Origin of the sequence: Paraburkholderia dioscoreae (assembly GCF_902459535.1) — a bacterium.
Lineage (GTDB): Bacteria > Pseudomonadota > Gammaproteobacteria > Burkholderiales > Burkholderiaceae > Paraburkholderia > Paraburkholderia dioscoreae.
The window spans coordinates 2,064,026-2,085,193 of sequence record NZ_LR699553.1 but is presented as its reverse complement, the minus strand read 5'-3'; the positions used below and the strand labels follow the sequence as shown (position 1 = coordinate 2,085,193).

22 protein-coding genes and 2 tRNA genes are annotated in these 21,168 nt (G+C 61.9%); 8 read left to right on the top strand and 16 right to left on the bottom strand.

Annotated elements, in window-relative coordinates:
- Positions 1 to 112 precede the first annotated feature (112 nt).
- Positions 113 to 1,735, top strand: coding sequence for a glucose-6-phosphate isomerase (pgi, locus tag PDMSB3_RS09375; protein ID WP_007182002.1), 1,623 nt, complete (start codon positions 113 to 115; stop codon positions 1,733 to 1,735).
- Between the two features lie 164 nt (positions 1,736 to 1,899).
- Here pgi and PDMSB3_RS09370 read toward each other — a convergent pair whose 3' ends face one another.
- Entirely contained in the window at positions 1,900 to 2,586 is a 687-nt protein-coding gene (locus PDMSB3_RS09370) for an ABC transporter ATP-binding protein (protein ID WP_007182003.1), read from the bottom strand.
- A 28-nt stretch (positions 2,587 to 2,614) separates the two neighbouring features.
- Between PDMSB3_RS09370 and PDMSB3_RS09365 the strand changes: the two genes are divergently transcribed.
- Both PDMSB3_RS09365 and PDMSB3_RS09360 read left to right on the top strand, forming a co-directional pair.
- Positions 2,615 to 3,289 carry an arylesterase gene (locus PDMSB3_RS09365; protein WP_197740224.1) on the top strand — a complete coding sequence of 225 codons (675 nt, stop codon included), beginning with the start codon at positions 2,615 to 2,617 and terminating at the stop codon, positions 3,287 to 3,289.
- 118 nt (positions 3,290 to 3,407) lie between these two features.
- The gene (locus PDMSB3_RS09360; protein WP_007182005.1) at positions 3,408 to 3,749 is read left to right on the top strand and encodes a hypothetical protein; all 342 of its coding nucleotides are present in this window, start codon (positions 3,408 to 3,410) and stop codon (positions 3,747 to 3,749) included.
- An 89-nt stretch (positions 3,750 to 3,838) separates the two neighbouring features.
- Here the strand turns inward: PDMSB3_RS09360 and PDMSB3_RS09355 are convergent, their stop codons facing one another.
- From PDMSB3_RS09355 to tig, 8 genes are all read right to left on the bottom strand, one after another.
- Positions 3,839 to 5,776 (bottom strand): SurA N-terminal domain-containing protein, encoded by a 1,938-nt coding sequence (locus tag PDMSB3_RS09355; protein ID WP_007182006.1) that lies wholly within the window; start codon positions 5,774 to 5,776, stop codon positions 3,839 to 3,841.
- 86 nt (positions 5,777 to 5,862) lie between these two features.
- Positions 5,863 to 5,939 (bottom strand) — tRNA-Asp (locus PDMSB3_RS09350).
- Positions 5,940 to 5,986: 47 nt separating this feature from the next.
- Positions 5,987 to 6,062 (bottom strand) — tRNA-Val (locus tag PDMSB3_RS09345).
- 72 nt (positions 6,063 to 6,134) lie between these two features.
- Positions 6,135 to 6,407, bottom strand: a complete 273-nt coding sequence (locus PDMSB3_RS09340; RefSeq protein WP_007182007.1) for an HU family DNA-binding protein — start codon at positions 6,405 to 6,407, stop codon at positions 6,135 to 6,137.
- A gap of 339 nt (positions 6,408 to 6,746) precedes the next feature.
- Positions 6,747 to 9,170: an endopeptidase La gene (gene lon / locus PDMSB3_RS09335; RefSeq protein ID WP_007182008.1), complete on the bottom strand. Its 2,424-nt coding sequence runs from the start codon at positions 9,168 to 9,170 to the stop codon at positions 6,747 to 6,749.
- A gap of 203 nt (positions 9,171 to 9,373) precedes the next feature.
- Positions 9,374 to 10,645, bottom strand: coding sequence for an ATP-dependent Clp protease ATP-binding subunit ClpX (clpX, locus tag PDMSB3_RS09330; protein ID WP_007182009.1), 1,272 nt, complete (start codon positions 10,643 to 10,645; stop codon positions 9,374 to 9,376).
- Between the two features lie 182 nt (positions 10,646 to 10,827).
- Complete coding sequence (gene clpP, locus PDMSB3_RS09325; protein ID WP_007182010.1) at positions 10,828 to 11,481, bottom strand: ATP-dependent Clp endopeptidase proteolytic subunit ClpP; 654 nt, start codon at positions 11,479 to 11,481, stop codon at positions 10,828 to 10,830.
- A 189-nt stretch (positions 11,482 to 11,670) separates the two neighbouring features.
- The gene (gene tig, locus PDMSB3_RS09320) at positions 11,671 to 13,017 is read right to left on the bottom strand and encodes a trigger factor (protein ID WP_007182011.1); all 1,347 of its coding nucleotides are present in this window, start codon (positions 13,015 to 13,017) and stop codon (positions 11,671 to 11,673) included.
- A gap of 560 nt (positions 13,018 to 13,577) precedes the next feature.
- Between tig and PDMSB3_RS09315 the strand changes: the two genes are divergently transcribed.
- Positions 13,578 to 14,723 carry a glycerate kinase gene (locus tag PDMSB3_RS09315; protein WP_007182012.1) on the top strand — a complete coding sequence of 382 codons (1,146 nt, stop codon included), beginning with the start codon at positions 13,578 to 13,580 and terminating at the stop codon, positions 14,721 to 14,723.
- Between the two features lie 62 nt (positions 14,724 to 14,785).
- Positions 14,786 to 15,235 (top strand): MarR family winged helix-turn-helix transcriptional regulator, encoded by a 450-nt coding sequence (locus PDMSB3_RS09310; RefSeq protein WP_007182013.1) that lies wholly within the window; start codon positions 14,786 to 14,788, stop codon positions 15,233 to 15,235.
- A gap of 27 nt (positions 15,236 to 15,262) precedes the next feature.
- On the opposite strand, the gene PDMSB3_RS09305 is transcribed toward PDMSB3_RS09310, so the two are convergent.
- Together PDMSB3_RS09305 and PDMSB3_RS38295 are read right to left on the bottom strand one after the other, a co-directional pair.
- Entirely contained in the window at positions 15,263 to 16,726 is a 1,464-nt protein-coding gene (locus PDMSB3_RS09305; protein WP_165185901.1) for a DUF3999 domain-containing protein, read from the bottom strand.
- Entirely contained in the window at positions 16,723 to 16,908 is a 186-nt protein-coding gene (locus PDMSB3_RS38295; protein ID WP_035518141.1) for a hypothetical protein, read from the bottom strand. Before PDMSB3_RS38295 ends, PDMSB3_RS09305 begins: the two co-directional genes overlap by 4 nt.
- Before the next feature lie 307 nt (positions 16,909 to 17,215).
- Between PDMSB3_RS38295 and PDMSB3_RS09295 the strand changes: the two genes are divergently transcribed.
- Positions 17,216 to 17,503 (top strand): hypothetical protein, encoded by a 288-nt coding sequence (locus tag PDMSB3_RS09295; RefSeq protein WP_007182015.1) that lies wholly within the window; start codon positions 17,216 to 17,218, stop codon positions 17,501 to 17,503.
- 172 nt (positions 17,504 to 17,675) lie between these two features.
- Here the strand turns inward: PDMSB3_RS09295 and PDMSB3_RS09290 are convergent, their stop codons facing one another.
- Entirely contained in the window at positions 17,676 to 18,353 is a 678-nt protein-coding gene (locus PDMSB3_RS09290) for an SOS response-associated peptidase (protein ID WP_165185899.1), read from the bottom strand.
- 23 nt (positions 18,354 to 18,376) lie between these two features.
- On the opposite strand from PDMSB3_RS09290, the gene PDMSB3_RS09285 reads away from it, so the two are divergent.
- Entirely contained in the window at positions 18,377 to 18,757 is a 381-nt protein-coding gene (locus PDMSB3_RS09285; RefSeq protein WP_165185896.1) for a hypothetical protein, read from the top strand.
- A gap of 3 nt (positions 18,758 to 18,760) precedes the next feature.
- Complete coding sequence (locus PDMSB3_RS09280; RefSeq protein ID WP_165185894.1) at positions 18,761 to 18,955, top strand: hypothetical protein; 195 nt, start codon at positions 18,761 to 18,763, stop codon at positions 18,953 to 18,955.
- Positions 18,956 to 18,978: 23 nt separating this feature from the next.
- On the opposite strand, the gene PDMSB3_RS09275 is transcribed toward PDMSB3_RS09280, so the two are convergent.
- From PDMSB3_RS09275 to PDMSB3_RS09260, 4 genes are read right to left on the bottom strand one after another with little or no spacing between them, the layout of a single operon-like run.
- Positions 18,979 to 19,806, bottom strand: a complete 828-nt coding sequence (locus PDMSB3_RS09275) for a patatin-like phospholipase family protein (RefSeq protein WP_165185891.1) — start codon at positions 19,804 to 19,806, stop codon at positions 18,979 to 18,981.
- Positions 19,803 to 20,264, bottom strand: a complete 462-nt coding sequence (locus PDMSB3_RS09270; RefSeq protein ID WP_165185889.1) for a hypothetical protein — start codon at positions 20,262 to 20,264, stop codon at positions 19,803 to 19,805. The genes PDMSB3_RS09275 and PDMSB3_RS09270 overlap by 4 nt, the downstream gene beginning before the upstream one ends.
- A gap of 10 nt (positions 20,265 to 20,274) precedes the next feature.
- Entirely contained in the window at positions 20,275 to 20,967 is a 693-nt protein-coding gene (locus PDMSB3_RS09265; protein ID WP_197740223.1) for a hypothetical protein, read from the bottom strand.
- A 2-nt stretch (positions 20,968 to 20,969) separates the two neighbouring features.
- A complete protein-coding gene (locus PDMSB3_RS09260) occupies positions 20,970 to 21,164 on the bottom strand; it encodes a DUF2635 domain-containing protein (RefSeq protein ID WP_165185886.1) in 195 nt (64 codons plus the stop codon).
- Positions 21,165 to 21,168: the final 4 nt, after the last annotated feature.

Here is a 21,168-nt window from a genome sequence, read left to right as displayed (position 1 = left end):
TCAACCGCAGCGAACCCGGCTGCGCGGCATCGCTCTAACAGCATCGTTGCATCATCCTCGGCAGCGCTTCACGCGCGCGCCTTTCTTCGTGCCCCTTGGTTAGACGGACGCTATGACGCAGAACTCGCTCCCCTCCTGGTCCTCGCTGCAAACGCATTACGAAAAGATTCGCGATGCGCACATGCGCGACTGGTTCGCCCCCGAGAACGATCCCGCCCCTACCCGTGCCGAGCGCTTTGCGTTCGCGGGCGGCGGTCTCGCGGCCGATTTCTCGAAGAACCGCATCACCGACGAAACACTGAAGCTGCTCGTGCAACTCGCGCGCGAAGCCGGCGTCGAGACGCGCCGCGACGCGATGTTCGCGGGTGAAGTCGTCAACCCGACCGAGGGCCGCGCGGCACTGCACACGGCACTGCGCGCCACTGATCCGAAAGCGCCGTTCTACGACCAGGTGCAGGCCGAGCGCGCCAGAATGGCCGCCTTCGCCGACCAGGTGCGCAGCGGCGAGTGGAAAGGCTATACCGGCAAGCGGATCCGCTACGTGGTGAACATCGGCATCGGCGGTTCGGACCTCGGACCGAAGATGGTCGTGCACGCGCTGCATCATCTGGCCACGCCGGAGATCACCACGCATTTCGTGTCGAACGTCGACGGCGCCGATCTGTACAACGTGATGCAGCAGATCGATCCGGAAGAAACGCTCGCGATCATCGTCTCCAAGACCTTCACCACGCTCGAAACCATGACCAACGCGCGCTCGCTGCGCGACTGGTTCGTCGAGAAAGGCTGCCCGGAAAGCGCGCTGGCGAAACACTTCGTCGGCGTGTCGGCCAATCCCGCGGAAGTAGTCAAGTTCGGCATCGCGAAAGAGAACGTGTTCGAGATGTGGGACTGGGTTGGCGGGCGTTACTCGTTGTGGTCGGCGGTGGGTCTGTCGATCATGATCGCGATCGGACCGCAGCAGTTCGGCGAACTGCTCGCCGGCGCCAACGAGATGGACCAGCATTTCCGCAACGCGCCGCTCGATAAGAATCTGCCGGTGCTGCTCGGCATGATCGGCATCTGGTATCGCAACTTCTTCGGCTCGCAAAGCTATCTGGTCGCGCCGTATTCGGAAGCGCTGCATTTTCTGCCGTCGTATCTGCAGCAGCTCGAAATGGAGAGCAACGGCAAGTCAGCGCGGCTCGACGGCGTAATGGTCGACTATCCGACCGCCGCCGTGACGTGGGGCGAACCGGGCACGAACGGTCAACATGCGTTCTTCCAGATGCTGCATCAGGGTCCCACGATCGTGCCGATCGATTTCATCGCCGTGTTGACGCCGGAGCATCCGCTCGTCAGTCATCATCCGAAGCTGCTCGCCAACTGCTTCGCGCAGAGCGAGGCGCTAATGCTCGGCCGCACGCTCGAGGAAGCGAAGAAAGTGGCCGGCGCGGACAAGCCGGAACTGGCGCCGCACCTGGTGTTTCCGGGGAATCGCCCGACCAGCACGCTGCTGGTCGACGCACTGACCGCGCGTTCGCTCGGCGCTTTGATCGCGTTGTACGAGCACAAGGTGCTGGTGCAGGCGTCGGTGTGGGACATCAATCCGTTCGATCAATGGGGCGTGGAGTTGGGCAAGATTCTCGGCAAAGTGGTGGAGGCTGATCTGACGGCGCCGAGTGTCGATGAGAAAAAGCATGACTCGTCGACGTCTGCGTTGATCGCGCGGGCACGCGCCGCGTTGAAGAAGTGACCATGTCAGCGGCGCGGTGGTTCGCGCCGCTGAGTCTATGCTGAATCTGCGCTGAACCGGATTGGCGCGTTCATCTGCCGGCGAGGCGAGCCGGATTGAAAAAGCGGGCCCTTGTGGTCCGCCTGGCTTTGGCTGCGACGCTCAAGAATCGCGGTGTCCCGCTCTCACACAAGACGACCCGCCTCGATCGTCACCGTCGTATCGCAGCGGCGTGCCAGTTCGATGTCATGCGTGACGAGAATCAACGTGGCACCGTTCGCGCGATTCATCTCGAACATCAGATCGATCACCGCGTGACCGGTGGCGGCATCGAGACTGCCGGTCGGCTCGTCGGCGAACAGGATAGCCGGATGCGTGACGAACGCGCGCGCCAGCGCCACGCGTTGCTGTTCGCCACCGGACAGCAGCTTCGGATAATGACCGGTACGCTTGCCGAGTCCCACTTGCTCCAGCAAGCCGCGCGCACGCGTTGCGGCCTCGCGGGTACTGATACCGCCTTGCAGTTCCAGCGGCAGCGTGACGTTTTCGAGCGCGGTCAGATGCGGCATCAGTTGAAACGACTGAAACACGAAACCGACCGAGCCGCTGCGTAACGCGGCGCGCTCGTCTTCGTTCAGTTCACCGAGTTCGCGACCGAGTAGCCGAACCGAGCCCGAACTCGCGCTGTCCAATCCTGCGAGCAAGCCCAGCAGCGTAGACTTGCCCGACCCGGACGCACCGACAATCGCCACACTGCTGCCGGCAGCGATAGCAAGATCGATGTCGTCGAGAATCGTCAGTTCGCCCGTTGCATCCTTAACCTTCTTGCACAAACCCCGCACTTCAATGACTGGATCAGTTTTGTTTAGCATGGTGAAGCGTAGGTTGAAAGTGCGTGACATGACGCCTCGCGCCACGGCGCTGACAACGGCATGCGGGTGCGCCGTGATGGCAGCCGCCCTGTTTTCAGCGAGCTTCGCGGCGCGGGCCGCCAATGCGCCCGAACCGGCCAAGCCTGTGATCGTCGTGCTCGGCGACAGCATCTCCGCCGAATACGGCCTGCCCCTTGACACTGGCTGGGTTGCCTTGATGCGCCAGCGCCTCACCGACGAGCGAATCGATTATAGCGTCGCCAATGCAAGCATCAGCGGCGACACCACGAGCGGCGGACGGGCCCGCTTGCCTGCGCTCATGCAGCGGTTGAAGCCGAGCATCGTGATCGTCGAACTCGGCGCCAACGACGCGCTGCGTGGCGTGCCGCTTTCCACTACCGAAGACAACCTGCGCACGATCATCGAGCAGGCTCAGCAAGGTCACGCAAAGGTGGTACTGGTGGGCATGTATGTGCCGCCTAATTACGGCCCGGACTATACGCAAAAGTTCCACGGTCTGTACGGCGAGTTGTCAAAACAACTGCGCGTGTCGCTCGTGCCGTTCCTGCTCGCCGGCATTGCCGACAAGCCTGACATGTTCCAGGCCGATCAGATTCATCCCACCCAGCAGGCACAGCCAGTGCTACTCAACAACGTGTGGCCTGCAATCAAGCCACTTCTTCGTACAAGTTCGCCGCACTGAAAAGACTGCTAACAACTTGTTTCCAGAACTTCGGGAACACGGATCGGTAAGGTCTATCCGACACTTTCGTAATCCCGTGTAACCCGGCTCGATTTTGAGCGACTTTTGAGGAGATAACGTGAAATATTTACCGTTAATCGCTTTGACCGTGGCAATTTCTGCCTGCGCCGCTCAACCCCCTGCTGGCGTTCAGTCCGTTGGTCAAAGCCAGCAACCGCCGAAGGCTGTTGCCACCTGCATCGCGCAGAAGTGGGCAGACAGCTCGCAGCAACAAGTCGTGTCGCAAGACACGTTGGCTAACGATCAAGCCATGGATGTGTATGTTCCAGGTCAGCAGCCGCCTAACGGCGCCGCCGCTGTCGTGCGCCCTTCGTACACCGGCAAGGGTACGTGGGTCGGCTTTCGTGGGAACGGCGCTGCGGGCAGCGACGCCACCAGTGCAATCAGCGGCTGCCTGTAACGCGCTGCTGCAAACCGTTTGACGAGCTTGCACTCGTCAAACGCAAAAAAGCCCCGCAAATTGCGGGGCTTTTTTGCGTTTGCGCGATTTTACTCGCTGCTCGCCTGCGCGTTGCTGCTATCGAGCGAGCCGTAGAACTTCACCTTCGAACGCGCGCGCAGCGCTTCGAGATACGCCTCTGCTTCGGACTGCGCATCGACCTGCGCGATCTGTTGCTGCGCCGCAGCCAGACGTTGCGGATCCACCGTCGTACCCGCCACCACCGCGTTCACACGATAGATCGCATAGCCGTCGTCACCGAGGTCCACACCGACATAGGCCGGCAATTTCTGCGCGTCTGCCTTGTAGATTGCACTCAACGCGGCCGGCGGCACGCCCTGCGCGTCGTTACGCGACACCTTCAGCGGCGAAGAGAAGCCTGCGGTTGACTTCGACTTTTCGAAATCGGCGAGTTTGGCCGCTCCGTCTTTGTGAGCCGCTTCGTTCGACTGAACCGCGATGACCTTCTGGCGCACGGCGTCCTTGACAGCGTCGAGCGACGGCACGGCTGCGGCTTTGTAGTCGGTCACGCGAGCCGCGATCAGCGTGTTGCCGCCGACGTCGATAGCTTGCGTATTGTTGCGCGCCGTCACCGCGTCGTTCGCGAACACCGCGGCGAGGAACTTCGCGTTGTTCAGCGGGCTGTCAGGCGCGAGCTTCGGGTCCGGCTGCGGCGTGACCGTGGCGGTCTGCAATTGCAGCTTGTACTTGTCTGCAGCCGGCTGCAGACTCTTCGCCTTTTCATAGACGATCGACGTGAAGCCTTCGGAATCGTCGGTGAAAGCCTTGCTGGCCAACTGCGTCTTCAGGTCTTTCGAGATCTGATCTTTCACTTCGTCGAACGGCTTCGTGATAGCCGGCTTCACGTCCGTCACCTTGACGATGTGATAGCCGAAGTCGGTCTGCACAATGCCGCTGACTTCGTCTTTCTTCAACGCGAACACAGCGTCGTCGAACGCCTGGCCGCCTGCGATCATGCCGCGGCCGAAGTAACCCAGATCGCCGCCCTTCGACGCCGAACCCGGATCTTGCGAATTCTGCTGCGCGAGCTGCGCGAACTGATCCGGATGCGCCTTGATCTGTGCGAGCAACTCCTCGGCCTTCTGCTTCGCCTTGGCCTTGTCGGCCGCGCTCGCGTCTTTCGGCGCCGCGATCAGGATGTGGCTCGCACGCACCTGACCCTCGACGCGGTAGTGCGCAATGTTGTCGTCATAGTACTTTTTCAGATCGGCGTCGCTCGGCTGAACGGACGTGGCCAGCGTTGCCGGCGACATCACGAGATACTGGATCGTGGCGGTAGCCGGCGTGGCGAAATCGTTGCGATGCGCGTCGTAATACGCTTGCAGTTGCGCGTCCGTGGGCTGCACCTTTGCCGCGTAGTCGCGTGGATGGAACGCGATGCCCTGCACTTCGCGCTGCTGTTCAGCGAGTTCGGTCAAATGCTGCGCGAGCGTCTTCGACGTGAACGCGCTGCCTTGAATGCTGGCCGGCAACTGCTGCGTGGCGATGCTGTAGCGCACGCGTTCGTCGTACTGGTCGGGCGTCATGCCCTGCATGGCGAGCAACTGCTTGTAACGGTCGACGTCGATCGTGCCATCAGGATTCTTCAGCGACGAGATCACCGGATCGTTGAGCAGCACACGGCGCACGGCGTCGTCGGAGGCGGTCAGATGCAGGCGCTGTGTTTCGTCGGCCAGCACGCGTTGCTCGATCAGACCGTCGAGCATCTGACTGCGGCGCTCCGGTGTGTCGAACGACTTCATGTCGAACTGCGCGCCGAGCATCTGACGGGCGCGGTCGAGTTGCTGACGCATTGCGTCGTCGTATTCTGCGCGAGTGATCTTGTGACCGTTGACGCTCGCGACGTTTGCACTTTCGTCAAAGAAGCCGCGGAAGCCCTGAATACCCACAAAACCCAACCCCGGCACAATGACGAGGATGAGCATGAACATCATCAGGCGTTTGTGATTGCGGAAAAAATCGAGCATGCGTGAGGAGTGCCAAAAACAGAACGCCCGATCTTACAACAGCGGGCAACAAAAAAGGCGAACCGGAGTTCGCCTTTCGAGGATACTGGCGGAGTGGACGGGACTCGAACCCGCGACCCCCGGCGTGACAGGCCGGTATTCTAACCGACTGAACTACCACTCCTTATACTGCAATGAAACTGCGCTAGAGCATTCAGCCAAATCTGAAACTGGTGGGTGCTGAGAGGCTCGAACTCCCGACCTACGCCTTGTAAGGGCGCCGCTCTACCAACTGAGCTAAGCACCCGTTTCATGATTCAGCCTGCTCCGGCTCCGCTGCCTGATTCTACCAATCGATATTCCTCAAGCAGCAAGCCCATTAGTTTAGCGCATCCTTCAGAGCTTTGCCAGGCCTAAATTTGGGAACCTTGGCCGCCTTGATCTTGATGGCGGCACCGGTGCGCGGATTGCGCCCGGTGCGCGCGGTACGCTTGCCCACCGCGAACGTGCCGAAACCGACCAACGTCACCGAACCGCCCTGCTTCAACGTGCCTTTGACACCACCGATCACAGCGTCGAGTGCACGGCCTGCCGCTGCCTTCGAAATGTCGGCTTGCTGTGCAATGTGATCGATCAATTCCGTCTTGTTCATTCCAACCCCCGAGAATGTTTATGGCAATCGTGACGGCGCTCTGTAGCGCCTGGCATCACACGGCCGGCGGGCAACGCCGGGCGCACCCATTAGAATTGGCCGAAACCCTTGTGTCAAGCGGGGTTGAGCCTGAGTCGGGCGGTTTTGGAGGGGGCTTCCTATAACCGGATGTTGCTGTATATCGGTGTGCATGCAACCAATCGGCGCACGCGCTGCGGCTTTGCTCAATAGGTGGGAAACGTGTCTCGCGGACGCTTTGCGGAGATCGAGCGGACAAGAAAAAACCCGCGGCCGTGGACCGCGGGTTCTGTGCAGCAAACAGCTTCGTTGCTGACCGTCTTAGTGCTTCACCACCTCTGTTGCTGCGGCGTCTTTGCCCGGCTCCGCTGCAACCGGCGCGGCGGGCTTCGGCTCTTCATCCGGCAACGCCGACGGCACACGTTCGAGCGCCAGTTCGAGCACCTTGTCGACCCAGCGGACCGGCACGATTTCGATCGCGTTCTTCACGTTGTCCGGAATCTCCGTCAAGTCCTTGACGTTTTCTTCCGGAATCAGCACCAGCTTGATACCACCGCGATGCGCCGCCAACAGTTTTTCCTTCAAGCCGCCGATCGGCAGAACTTCGCCACGCAACGTGATTTCGCCCGTCATCGCGACATCGGCGCGCACCGGAATTCCGGTCAACACCGACACCAGCGCGGTCGTCATCGCGATACCGGCAGACGGACCGTCTTTCGGCGTCGCGCCTTCCGGCACGTGGATGTGAATGTCCTGCTTCTCGAACGCTTCGTCCTTGATGCCGAGACGACGCGAGCGCGAACGGACCACCGAACGTGCTGCCTCGACCGATTCCTTCATCACGTCGCCGAGCGAACCCGTACGGATCACATTGCCCTTACCCGGCATCACCGCGGCTTCGATGGTCAGCAGATCGCCGCCCACTTCCGTCCACGCGAGACCCGTGACCTGGCCCACCTGATTTTCCTTCGCGGCCAGACCGAAGTCGTACTTGCGCACGCCGAGGAACGTGTCGAGGTTGCTGCCGTCGACCTTCACCGCGCCTTCCGCCTTCTTCAGCAGAAGCATCTTCACGACCTTGCGGCAGATCTTCGAAATTTCACGCTCGAGCGAACGCACGCCGGCTTCGCGCGTGTAGTAACGAATGATGTCGCGGATCGCGGTTTCCGTCACATCGACCTCACCATCCTTGAGGCCGTTGTTCTTCTTCTGCTTGGGCAAAAGATAACGTTGCGCGATGCTGACCTTCTCGTCTTCCGTGTAACCCGACAGACGGATCACTTCCATCCGGTCGAGCAACGGCGGCGGAATATTCAGCGAGTTCGACGTCGCCACGAACATCACGTCCGACAGATCGAAGTCGACTTCGACGTAGTGATCGGCGAACGTATGGTTCTGTTCCGGATCGAGCACTTCCAGCAGAGCCGACGACGGATCGCCGCGGAAATCCTGACCCATCTTGTCGACTTCGTCGAGCAGGAAGAGCGGATTGCGCACGCCGACCTTGGTCAGGCTTTGCAGAATCTTGCCGGGCATCGAACCGATGTACGTACGACGGTGACCGCGAATCTCGGCTTCGTCGCGCACGCCGCCGAGCGCCATACGCACGAACTTGCGGTTCGTGGCGCGCGCGATCGACTGACCCAGCGACGTCTTACCGACACCCGGAGGCCCAACGAGGCACAGGATCGGCGCTTTGACCTTGTCGACACGTTGCTGGACCGCGAGATACTCGAGAATGCGTTCCTTCACTTTCTCAAGACCGAAGTGGTCTTCGTCGAGCACGCGTTCCGCATTCGAGAGGTCGTTGTTGACCTTGCTCTTCTTGCGCCACGGCAAGCCGATCAGCGTGTCGATGTAGTTGCGCACGACGGTCGCTTCAGCCGACATCGGCGACATCAGCTTGAGCTTTTTCAGCTCGGCGTCGGCCTTCTTCTTGGCTTCCTTCGGCATGCGGGCAGCGGTGATGCGCTTCTCGAGTTCTTCGAGATCCGCACCCTCTTCGCCCTCGCCGAGCTCCTTCTGGATCGCCTTGACCTGTTCGTTCAGGTAGTACTCGCGCTGGCTCTTCTCCATCTGGCGTTTCACACGCCCACGGATGCGCTTTTCGACCTGCAGGATGTCGATCTCGGCTTCGAGTTGCGCGAGCAGATGCTCGAGCCGCTCAATGACCGGGAACATTTCGAGGATGTGCTGCTTCTGGTCGAGCTTGAGCGGCAGATGCGCCGCGATCGTGTCGGCCAGACGCCCGGCCTCGTCGATACCCGACAGCGACGTCAGGATCTCCGGCGGGATCTTCTTGTTCAGCTTCACATACTGGTCGAACTGCGACACGATCGCGCGGCGCAGCGCTTCGGTTTCAGCGCTGTCGGCGTGGTCGGGTTCGAGCGGCATGACTTCGCACGAGAACTGCGTTTCCTGTTCTTCGATGGAAAGCGTTTTCGCGCGCTGCAAGCCTTCGACGAGCACCTTGACGGTGCCGTCAGGCAGCTTCAGCATTTGCAGGATGTTAGCGACGCACCCTACTTCGTACATGTCCTTTTCGGTCGGCTCATCTTTCGCAGCCGTTTTCTGGGCGACGAGCATGATGTGCTTGCCGCCTTCCATCGCTGCTTCGAGAGCCTTGATCGACTTCGGGCGGCCTACGAAGAGCGGAATCACCATGTGCGGGAAAACGACTACGTCACGCAGCGGGAGCAGCGGGAGCGTAATGCGTTCCGGCGGAAGGAGTTGGGTTCCTGACATTTCATTTCCCCATGAGTGGAATCAGTTCGTTCGATAGGTGAGGCCAGCAGAAAAGATTGCAAGCCTCCGCGTGTGGGAAAAGTTCAGTGACTCCGAAGGTTCAGTGACTCCATAGTGAAAACAACCATCCTGACCACACGATAAACGAAAAAAGCCGTTCACGTTGCCATGAACGGCTTTTTTTGCAAGAACCCGAAAGCCGATCAGTTCGAACCCGCGACCTTGGGCGCGTCTTCGTAGATCAGTAGCGGTTTGCCGTCGCCGTCAATAACGTTGTCGTCGATGATGACCTTGCTAACGCCTTTCATCTGCGGCAGGTCGTACATCACATCAAGCAACGCCTGTTCCAGGATGGAGCGCAAACCACGAGCACCCGTCTTGCGACGAATTGCCTTACGCGCGACAGCCTGCAACGCGGCCGGGCGAATTTCGAGCTCGACGCGCTCCATATTGAACAGCTTGTGGTACTGCTTCACCAGCGCATTCTTCGGTTCGACGAGAATTTTCATCAACGCGACTTCGTCGAGCTTGCCGAGCGTGGCCACCACCGGCAGACGGCCGATCAGTTCGGGAATCAGGCCGAACTTGATCAGATCTTCCGGCTCCACTTCGCGCAGCACTTCGCCGGCGTCGCGGTCCTGCTTGCTCTTCACGCTTGCGCCAAAGCCAATACCGGTCTTCTCGGTACGATCGACGATGACCTTTTCGAGGCCGTCGAACGCGCCACCGCAAATGAACAGAATGTTGGTGGTGTCGACCTGGATGAAGTCCTGATTCGGGTGCTTACGGCCACCCTGGGGCGGCACCGACGCCATCGTACCCTCGACCAGCTTGAGCAACGCCTGTTGCACGCCCTCACCCGAAACGTCACGAGTGATAGACGGGTTGTCGGACTTGCGGCTGATCTTGTCGATTTCGTCGATGTAGACAATGCCGCGCTGAGCCTTGTCGACTTCATAATTGCAGTTTTGCAGCAGCTTCTGAATGATGTTCTCGACGTCTTCGCCGACGTAGCCGGCTTCCGTCAGCGTGGTTGCGTCGGCAATCACGAACGGGACGTTCAGAAGACGCGCGAGCGTTTGCGCGAGCAACGTCTTGCCGGAACCGGTCGGGCCGATCAGCAGGATGTTGCTCTTGGACAGCTCGATCTCGTCCTTCTTGTCGAGATGCTTCAGGCGCTTGTAGTGGTTGTACACCGCCACCGCGAGAATTTTCTTCGCGCGTTCCTGACCGATCACATACTGGTCGAGGATTTCACGGATTTCCTGCGGACTCGGCAGATCGGACTTGGACAAGCCCGCCTCAATGCCCGCACCTGCAGCCTCATCGCGGATGATTTCGTTGCACAGGTCGATACATTCATCGCAGATGAACACCGACGGGCCGGCAATCAGTTTTTTAACTTCATGCTGGCTCTTACCGCAAAACGAGCAATACAACAGCTTTTCGCTGTTAGAACCTTTCTTGTCCGCCATAGATGTGTGAGCCTCCGGACACTCAATAACATGATACGCCGTTTGCCCCCGCCTCGCAGTTTGGGCGCGGCAGGGGCTGAGCCAAGGTGACGGCGTTTGCCGCAGGCGCTCGGACGAGTCTTGATTGTTTCACAATCGATCTGCTGACGGCTCGCCCCAATTCGGGGCAAGGCCGCACCAGATCAAGGACGCTTATGCGCCACCTGGTCAACCAGACCGTAAGCTTGCGCGTCGTCGCCGGACATGAAATTGTCGCGGTCGGTGTCGCGAGCGATACGCTCGACCGGTTGGCCGGTGTGATGCGCGAGCAGATGATTCAGCCGTTCCTTCAAATACAGGATTTCGCGCGCCTGAATTTCGATGTCCGACGCCTGACCACGCGCGCCGCCAAGCGGCTGGTGAATCATCACCCGCGAGTTCGGCAGAGCAAAACGCTTGCCCTTCGCGCCGGCTGCCAGCAAGAACGCGCCCATGCTGGCCGCGAGGCCCATGCACAGCGTGGAGACGTCTGGCTTGATGAACTGCATCGTATCGTAAATCGCCATGCCGGCGGACACCGAACCGCCCGGGCTGTTGATGTAGAAGCTGATGTCCTTGTCCGGGTTCTCGCTTTCGAGGAACAGCATCTGCGCGACAACGAGATTGGCCGTCTGGTCGTTCACTTCTCCGACCAGGAACACAATGCGTTCCTTCAGCAAACGCGAATAAATGTCATACGAGCGCTCACCCCGGCCGCTCGTTTCCACGACGATCGGCACCAGTCCGAGCGCCTGCGCTTCGAGATCCCGCGACGACTGGGAGGTCAACGTGTCCAGCATTTGAGCGCGAAAGGTCATGCAATGGATCCTTGTCTGAAATATTCTGAATATTACATGCTAGACAGGTGTGGTCGACGGCCCCTTATTCAAGTGCGCGACCAATGCGACGTGTGCGCGACACCATGCACTACGCGACACACTTTCACAGCACAAAAAAACGGCGTGCGGGCCGTCGCTCCGACAGCCGGCACGCCGTTGCAGCGACGCTTACGCTTGCGCCGTTGCGCTTGCCAGTTCTTCGAAGCTTACTTCCTTGTCCGTCACCTTGGCCTTGCTGAGCACGAATTCGACGACGTTGGCTTCAACCACGTACGCTTCCATTTCGGCAAGGCGTTGCTGATTGGAATAATACCAGCGGACGACTTCCTTCGGGTCTTCATAGCTTTTCGCGAATTCGTCCACTTCGGCACGAATCTGCTCCGGCTTCGCCTGCAGTTCATTGGCCTTCACCAGTTCGGCCAGCACGAGGCCCAGCTTCACACGGCGCTCAGCCTGTTCCTTGAACATGGCAGCCGGGATCGGTGCGTCTTTGGCGTTCGGCACGCCGCGTTGCTCCAGATCCTGACGCGCCATCGCAACGAGGCGTTCCTGGTCCTGTTCGATCAGTGCGTTCGGCACGTCCAGTTCGGAAATCTTCAGGAGCGCGTCCATCACCTGGTTCTTGACGATGGCTTGCGTGCGGCGCTTTGCTTCGCGTTCGAGATTGTCTTTGATCTCAGCGCGCATCTTGGTCAGGTCACCGTCTTCGATGCCGAGCGACTTCGCGAATTCAGCGTCGATTTCCGGCAGGTGCGGCCACTCGATCTTCTTCATCGTGATCGTGAATTGCGCGGTCTTGCCGGCGACTTCCTTGCCGTGATAGTCCTCGGGGAATGCCAGATCGAATTCCTTCGACTCGCCGACCTTCAAGCCCGTGGCCGCCTTCTCGAATTCCGGCAGCATACGGCCTTCGCCCAGCACGAACGCGAAGTCGTCCGCGCTGCCACCCTGGAACACATCACCTTCGATCTTGCCGACGAAGTCGACCGTCACGCGATCGCCTTCTTTCGCTGCCGTGTCGCCGCCGCCGTCACCGTGCTCGCCGGCTTCGCCGCGAGCGTGGAAGTGCACGCGCTGCTTGCGCAGGATGTCCAGCGTGCGGTCGATTTCCGCTTCGCTGATGGTGGTCGTGGTGCGCTCGATTTCTGCGGTGGCGACGTCGCCCAGCTTCACTTCCGGATACACCTCGAACGTCGCGTCGAACGCGTAGTCGCCTTCAACGGCGTCGGTCTTCGGCGCGAAGCTCGGCTGACCGGCGACGCGCAGGTTTTCGGCGCGGCTGATGTCGAAGAATTCCTTGCCGACCTTGTCGCTCAGCACTTCTGCTTCCACCTGGCCCGAATACTGTTGCGTCACCATCTTGAGCGGCACCTTGCCCGGGCGGAAACCCGGCATGCGCACGTTCTTCGCGAGTTGACGGATACGCGAGTCCACTTCCTTCTGCACGGCGTCCTTCGGCAGGGAAATCGTGACGCGGCGTTCGAGCTTGCCGAGGTTTTCAACAACGTTAGCCATGGCTTCAATCGTCCTAAAATTATTCGAGCGAATCAGTTATCTTCTCCGTGCCGCTTTCCGATGTTGCGCGATGTCGCGATCACGTCTTTAGCATCGATTGCGCGCCTGCGCCGCGGGCTTGCAGGCCGCCGGCAGCACGGTTGGGTCCAAAGAGCCGAATATTTTAGCAAACTATTTGCGCGGCTAGCCGGGATTCGATGAATGCGCGCGTTTTTCTCAGGGTTTTGATCGGATTCCAGGCGCTTTCCGAGCTGTTTCGGCGCCGTTTCCGCCCTTCTCCGGCGCAATCGCGGCCATGCCGCTTACGAGATTGCGCCGCCCGCTTACGCATACAGTCCGAATGCTTTGCGGCCGTTTCACCGCGGTCATCCGGCGGTCATCCGGCGCCAGCAGGCGCATGCGCCACGCGGGAACGCGCCGCCGCCGGCCATGCCCGCTATGCCATTCGACATATTCAGTCGGCGCGCCCATGCTGATAAGCTAATGGACGCGCTCGGGGCTGCGCCCGCATCCCGTCGTTTCACCGGCCCTCGCAACGACTCCAACCATTCAGAGACACCATGCCGAATTCGCCGTCCTCGCCCGTCGTCGTCATCGCTCCAGATTCCTTCAAAGGCTCGCTTAGCGCGGAACAGGTCGCCCAGGCGGTCGCAGCGGGCATCCTGCGCGCCCGTCCCGATGCGAGCGTGCGCATCTGCCCGATGGCCGACGGCGGCGAAGGCACGCTCCACGCCATGCTCACGAGCGGCGGCGAACGCCGCAAGCTGAGCGTGCGCGGCGCGGCGGGTCCGGTGCGCGAAGCGCTCACCGGGCTCCTTGCCGACGGCAGCGCGATCATCGAAACGGCGGAGATCGTCGGCATTACGGACCCGGTGGGAATGGGCGTACCCGTCGAGGCGCGCAGCACACGCGGCATGGGCGAAGCGATTCGCACGCTGATGGACGCCGGCGTGCGGCGCTTTTTCGTCGCGCTCGGCGGCAGCAGCACGAACGACGGCGGCGCGGGCCTGCTCGCTGGCCTCGGCCTCAAGCTGTTCGACGCGCAGGACAAGGAACTCGACGCCACGCCTGAACAACTCGCGCGTCTCGCGCGGGTAGACGTGTCGCAACTCGACGCGCGCCTTGCGGACACGCAGTTCGTCGGCATGTCGGACGTGGACAACCCGCTCACCGGCGATCACGGCGCAACCGCGGTGTTCGGCCCGCAAAAGGGCGTGAAACCTGAGCAGCTTGCCTCGATCGACGCGGCGCTCGCCCGCTTTGCCGATCTGCTCGAGCCGGCGCTCGGCCGCACCGCGCGTGACCAACCCGGCGCGGGCGCGGCCGGCGGCCTCGGTTTCGCGCTGCATATGCTCGGCGCGCAGTTCGAACCGGGTGCGGAAACCGTCGCGCGGCAAATCGGTCTGGACGCCGCGCTCGAAGGCGCGGATTGGCTGATCACCGGCGAAGGCCGTTCGGACGTGCAAACGCTGCATGGCAAGGCGCCCTTCATCGCCTGCCGCCACGCGCAGGCAGCGGGCGTGCCGGCCACGCTGCTCTCGGGCGCGGTCGACTCCGCCGCCTTGCCGCGCCTTGCCGAACATTTCAGCGGTTGCTTCTCGCCGGCGCCCGGGCCGATCACGCTCGAAGTCGCGATTCGCGACGCGGCGCGCCTGCTGGCGGACGAAGCCGAACAGTTGACGCGCCTGAAGTACGGCACGCGTTGACCGGCGGAACGGTTGCGGCAACAATCACAGCGCCGCGACCGCTCACTCACTACGGGAAGACCATGAAGGCACCCAAAGCCGGGCTCGAACAATTCCTCACGTACCGTCTGCATGTTCTCAACAAACTCGCCGAGCGCGGCATCAGCGAACGCTATCAGGACAAGCTCGGCGTGACCTTGCCCGAGGCAAGGGTGATTGCGTCGGTGGGATCGTTCGGGCCGTTCTCGATCATGGAACTGGCAAAGCATGCCAATCTCGACAAAAGCCAGGCAAGCCGCGCCGCCGAAGCGTTGATCAGGCAAGGGCTCGTGAAGCGCGAGGCAAGCGCCGAAGACGGCCGCGTCGTGCTGGTCTCTCTCACTGCGGAGGGCCGCGCGTTGTATCGCAAGGTCATGCCGATCGCGCGCAAGTGGAACGGCGACATGTTCGACTGTCTCGACGAACAGGAGCAATTGGCCTTCGGCCACGCGCTCGACAAGATCATCGGCACGATGACGGCGCGCGAGGAGTGACCTGCGCGCCGTATGCGGGCGCTGGGCTCAGCTGTTGCCGCCGCCTTGCCCGTTAGCGTCGCCCGCACCGGGATGGGGGGTCGCCGCGCTCGCTGCCGCAGCCCCTGCAGCGCCGCCCGGCACGCCATCTGATGCAATGCCCGCCGGACGCTGGATACGATGCGCGAGCCGCCACGCAATCGCCCCGAGCGACCCGACAGCCAGCAGCAGCGCCGCCCACAGCCAATACCGGCGCGTTGCATCCTGGCCGTGACTCGCAGCCTGCGCACTTGCTGCCTGCGCGGGCGACAGCGCGTCACCCAGCCGCGCCGTCGCGGCCACCGCTGAAGCGCCCATCAGCAGATTGTCGCGGCTCACCGCCGCCGACGCTGTCGCCGCGTTCCCCACCGCTAAAGTGAACGGCGCGGCGCCGTGTACGACGAAAGTCAGCATCGCAGGACGCCAGCCCGCGGCAAGGGTCAAGGTTCCGGTGCCAAGTCCGCCATTGCGCGTGTCGACCACCACGCGCCACTGACGGTCCGTGTCGGGCGTCAATTCGACCAAAGGATTGCTCTGCTCAACCGCGCCGTTGTGCAGCCGGAACAGCATCGCGCCCACCACTTCGCGCCACGGCGCCTCCAGCCCCGTACGCGAATAGACGACGGCCAGCGCCACGGTATTCGGCTGAGGCAGATTCAGCCGCAACCGGTCGACGGGATACGCGCCGCCGGTGTTGAAGAAATACTCGCCCGGTTTCAGCCCCGCGTGCGCGACGATACCTTCGCGCCACATCCGGTCCGTGCGCTGGGTCGGCCCGGCGGCAACGACCTGCATCTCCATGTCCAGCGAATCGACATACGGCGCGCCGTCGAGCCAGCGCAAACGCAGATAACGCGCACGCATGCCGTCCAGTTCGATCCGGTCCTGACTCAACGTGCTGCCGTTGTAGCTGACCTTGAGGACTTGCGCGTCGCCCGCAGGTTGCCAGTGACGCAAATCGTCGCTCGCCTCGACGCTCACGCGCCCCTGGTAGTTGTCGTCACGCAGGTGCACGAGCAATGCACTGACGCGACTCGTTTGCGACACCTTGCCGATATCGATCAGGTCCGTGTCGTGTTGCGCGCGGGCCGGCGGCGCCGAGGTCGCGGATAACGAACCGTCGCCGGCGATCGTTACGCCGGGCGGCGCACCGGCACTTTTGGCGGCCGCGGGCGGCAACGGAAACCAGTGCACCGGACGCAGCGTGGGCGGTGTGCGAACGGGCTCGCGCGGCACGTCGAGCGAGTACGGCAGCGATTCGCCCGCACCGTTGAGAATGCGCACGTCGCCGAGATCGCCGCGCTGGCTCGCCGCATAGACGGCCGCCAGCAACGTCACGCTGTAATACGCGGCGCCCTCGTCGAGTTGAAGCGCAAAACGCTGTGCGAAATCATCAGCCGCGACCGCCGACGCGCAAGTCCACGCCGCCACGATCGCACAACACCAGCCCGTCAGTGTAAAGACACGCTTCATTGCTCAGTTTCCAGGACTAAAGCCTTGGGCGGCAACGGTGGAAGTGGCCGATCAGCAGCTACATCAACCCGATGCCGATAAACGATACGACCCACTCGATCCCAAGTCACGTGGGAGAGATCGAACAGGAACTGCTTGACCACGCTCGCCGCCAGCAGCGCGGCGCCGACGAACCGGAACATTTAGCTCACCCGGCGCGTCGCTCATCAGGTTGTTCATCATCATGCCGGGCGCGCACGCTGTCCAGAATACCGATATTGAGCCGACATTGAGCCCGCACGAGCACGGAGTGACATCGTATCGAGTTCATACGCGACGCCGGCCCAATGATGCCGCGTGCGCAGCAGCATTGCGTTCTGTTAGAAGATCAGGTCGCGGCGGCCGGTGGCCTGGTGCCGGCAGGCGCTCACGACAAGCCGCCAACCATGTCAAAATTCGGCACCGGCCATCGTGCCTTCAATCTCCCACATTTCATCCAAGGAAGTTGCAGTGGACATCAACAAACAGGTCGCGGCTCTCACCGCTTCGGAACTCCAGACGGCCGGCGCGAGCCAGGCCACGGCGATCGCGGTGAGCGTACTGCTGCGCCATCTGCGCTCGCCTGAGCTGGCGAAGCTGTTGTCGTCGGCGTTCGAAAACCACCAGGCGGTCATGCTGCAAACGCCGTGGCCCGATCAGATGCTGCAGGCGTTCGAATCGACCCGTCGTTTTCTCGAAGGCGCCGCTCAAGCGGACCTGCCTGGCACGCAAGCGCCCTCGCAGACGCCGGACGCCTGAGCGCGGCCGGACCGCGTGGCCGGCAAGGCCGAAAAAGCAAAAAACCCCGTCAGGCCAAAGACTTGACGGGGTTCTTCACTACGAATAGATGGTGCGAGGGAGGGGACTCGAACCCCCGCAATTCCTTGTAAACAAAGGGCCGTTTGGAAAGTGCTGGCAGAATGCTGGCATATCACTTCGCGAACAGATCGCCGCCCTCCCCAGTTGGCTTTGTGACCTTCTGTGGCTTCGGTGCGGCTTCGGCAAACATCTCTTCGGCCGGAAACAGATTCAGGAACGAACGCGCCTCGTCGGTGCTGCGCGCGCCGAGCCAGTCCTCGTATTCTTCCGGCCGCAGGATCACGAGCGAGCGCTTTTCGTCGCCCGGCCGGTGAAACCGCTTCATCAGCGGATGCTCGTTGGCGTTCACGGTGAGCATGGTGAACGAGAGCGACACGCCGTCCGGATCCTCCCACGCGCGCCATAGCCCCGCGATCGCGAACGGCCGGCCGCCCTCCACCCCTATCCGCCAACGAACCGGCTTGCCAGTCTCGTAGTTCGGCTCGTAGAAGGTGGCGCATGGGATCAGGCAGAGTTGCAGTTTCTTCCAGGCACTGCTGTAGCTGCGCTTCTCCCCCACCGACTCGGCACGAGCGTTCATCGTGTCGAATACCTTCACGCCCGGCGGGATCCGCTTGCGCGGGATCATGGCGAACGTCGCCGGATCCGTCAGCCGCGCGCCATCAGTCAGGCGAAGGATCGGCGCAACATAATCTTTGTAGATTTCCGGTGGATACTCGAACCGAGGCACCGGAAAATCGGTGAACGCTTCGAACAGGTCTGCCTCTGGCGGCCGGTAGTTTGTGCACATGGGACCCTCCTGAGAACCGTCCCATGATAGTGCCAGATGCAACCCGGAAATTCCTGGATATACTGTACATCCATACAGTATTTCTGAAAGCGATGCGCCACCACCGTCCGCTCACCGCCGCCGATCTGGCCGAGATCTACGATCGCGAACCGACTCCGACCGTGCTTCGCCTGCTTCGGGAAATTCACCGCTTACGGGCGACGGTCCTTCGCGCGAATCAGATTCGCAACATGATCGGCAAACAGGGAAGCGCGTTCGTGGCCGGCACGGTATGGGAGTGTTTCGAGCGCGAGCTGGATGCGGAACCATGTATAAGGGACCCGCTAACACCGCGGCAGGAGCAGCGGGTTGAATCGACGATGCAACGGCTCGCCGAGTGGCGCAAGAACGGCAGGAGGGATTGATCTATGACTCTGGATGAACTGAAGGGAACGGGAATCGTCGTCAGCCACATTGTCGACGCCGAATTGGGAAACAAGTCGATCGCGTGTGTAGGCATCGTGACGCCGGGCGGCATCAGGTCCAACGACGGGCAGTACTGGCTTGGCGACTCAGATATTGAGGCCGCGAGCCGGTGCTATGAAGCGGTCTTCACGCGATGAAATCCCCATCGCGGGCTGATGGCTCACAGCTTCGCGCTCTGGGCCGGGATGCTCGTTAGCGCAGTCTTTGTGGCTGCGTAGCCATCGTCGTACAGGCGCTGCCGGACCTCGAGCGGCATGTTGCGATCGAGAGTCGATGCATACCCCGTCTCGACGAATGCCATGCACGCGCCGGCCGCCTGCGCTGCGCTCACATGCGTCGATTCGCACGCCGACAGCATCAAGTCAATCAGCCGCATCACGAACTGATGTGGCAACAGCCGCGCTTTCGGTTTGAGCGGTAACTCCAGGCTGACGAGCTGCACGCCGAGGCGCGGCACGTCGTCGACCTTTAGTCTGTCGACCGGGATGTTGTTCACCATTCCGCCGTCCGACAGCAGCGCGTCCGCGATCGCCACTGGCTCGAATATGAATGGTATCGACGTCGACGAACGCACGGCCAGCGCGATAGGCACGTCCGGCGTCGCTGTCCGCGAGAAGTCAAAAGCGCCCTCGTTCGCCACGTTCGACGCGACGGCCGTGAGGTCGATATCGAGCTCCGCGAACGTCTTTCCGCCGGTGTGCTCCTTCATCCACGCGAGCAGCGTGCTCCCATCGCAGAAACCTCGAAGCCGCAGCGCGGCGAGCGGACTGAACGACATCATGTTCGACCAGTCATGCGTCAGCGCAAGTGTCTTCATGTCGGACAGCGGCATGCCCGCGGCATAGAGCGCCGCGCAAATGCTCCCGCCCGATGTACCTGCGAGCTCGACGGCCTGGTAGCCGGCGTCGGCGATCGCCTGCAAGGCGCCGACGTGCGCCGGCACCTTGAAGCCCGATCCGCTGAATGCCACGCGGATCGGCTTGCTCATGATGCAATTGCCCCGCTCGCTGGAGTGAGCGCCGGCCCGGGGGTAGTGGTCGACGTCGCCGGCTGCAGCGAAAGCGCGGTGTTGATGCCGGTCACCACGACGCCGACGGCCAGCGTCGCCTGCAGCTTCTGCTGATCGGTCAGACTCGAGTTCGCGATCACTGCCACAACGATCGGAAATGTGGCCTGCACGAGTTTGCGAATATCGACCGTCGTCACGGTCAAAGCCGCGCCGGCGGCGCAAACCGCGTCGACGTCCGGCTGGATCTGGTTCGTCAACGTGGCTTGCGCGCCGCCGGTGAAGACGCCGGACTTCTGCAGCACATCGATTTCGGATTGCACGCCCGGACAGATGTTGGCGGCGATCTGCGCCGGCGTCTGGGTTGGAGCGGAGGCACAGCCGACGAGAGCGACGGCCGCGACAAGGCCTGCCGCGAGCAGCATGGATAAGCGTTTCATGGGGGATCTCTTACTTGAGGGTTTTGATTGCCGTAACGGCTGCCGAAGCGGCCGCCGCTGCGACGTCGGATGCCGCTGCCGCGGCGGTGGCTTGCCCCTGGAAGGCCTGAACGTCGGTCTCCCTGAGCGAGATGCTGTAATCGCCGGCGGCGGTGCGCGTGAAGGTCGCATCGACCGTGTTCTTCGCCGTAAAGTTCACCTTGCTCGTGGTCGTGCCGTCGACGGCCGCGGTTACCGGCAGGTCGCTCGCGGCATTGACGGTCGCCACCAGCGCCGTTGCGAGCTGTGCGGGCGTCAGCGACGCATTCACGTTTTGCGTGACCAGCTGCCCGGCGAGATACAGGAAAAGCACGCCGACGGCCGTCGCGGCGGCCGTGAAATTGATGGAACCGTTCGCGGCCACCGCGCTGCCGTCATCTGCCAGCGGCAAATACCAGAGCTCGCCGAAGTCGTCGCTATCGCGATAGGCAGCCGTCATCAGCGCGAGCATGGAACCTGGGCCGCCGACGGTCTTCGCATCCGACTTACCCTGGCATATCGTCGGCGTGTTGGGAGTGCCGGTGCCTGCGGTGGTGATCTGGCCAATGATGAGCGCGCGCTGGGACTGCGTCGCGGTGTTGGCCTGGCTGTTGTCGACCTCCGCGTAAAACAGGGGGACGCGGATCTGGTCGCCAGACGGAATATTCTTGAATGGAACGGCCACGATTATTCGCTCCCAGTGATGCGGGCGGCCTCTGCAGCGGGCGGCACGCCAGTCGATTCAACAAGGACGACGTCACCGTCGCGCAAGCGGCGATGCCAGTACAGATCGTCGGCCGACACATTCCGGCCTTCGTCCGGGATCAGGTCTTTCAGTTCAGGGTCGCGAATCTTCAGACCCGGTGCGGGTTTGACGAACATGCGT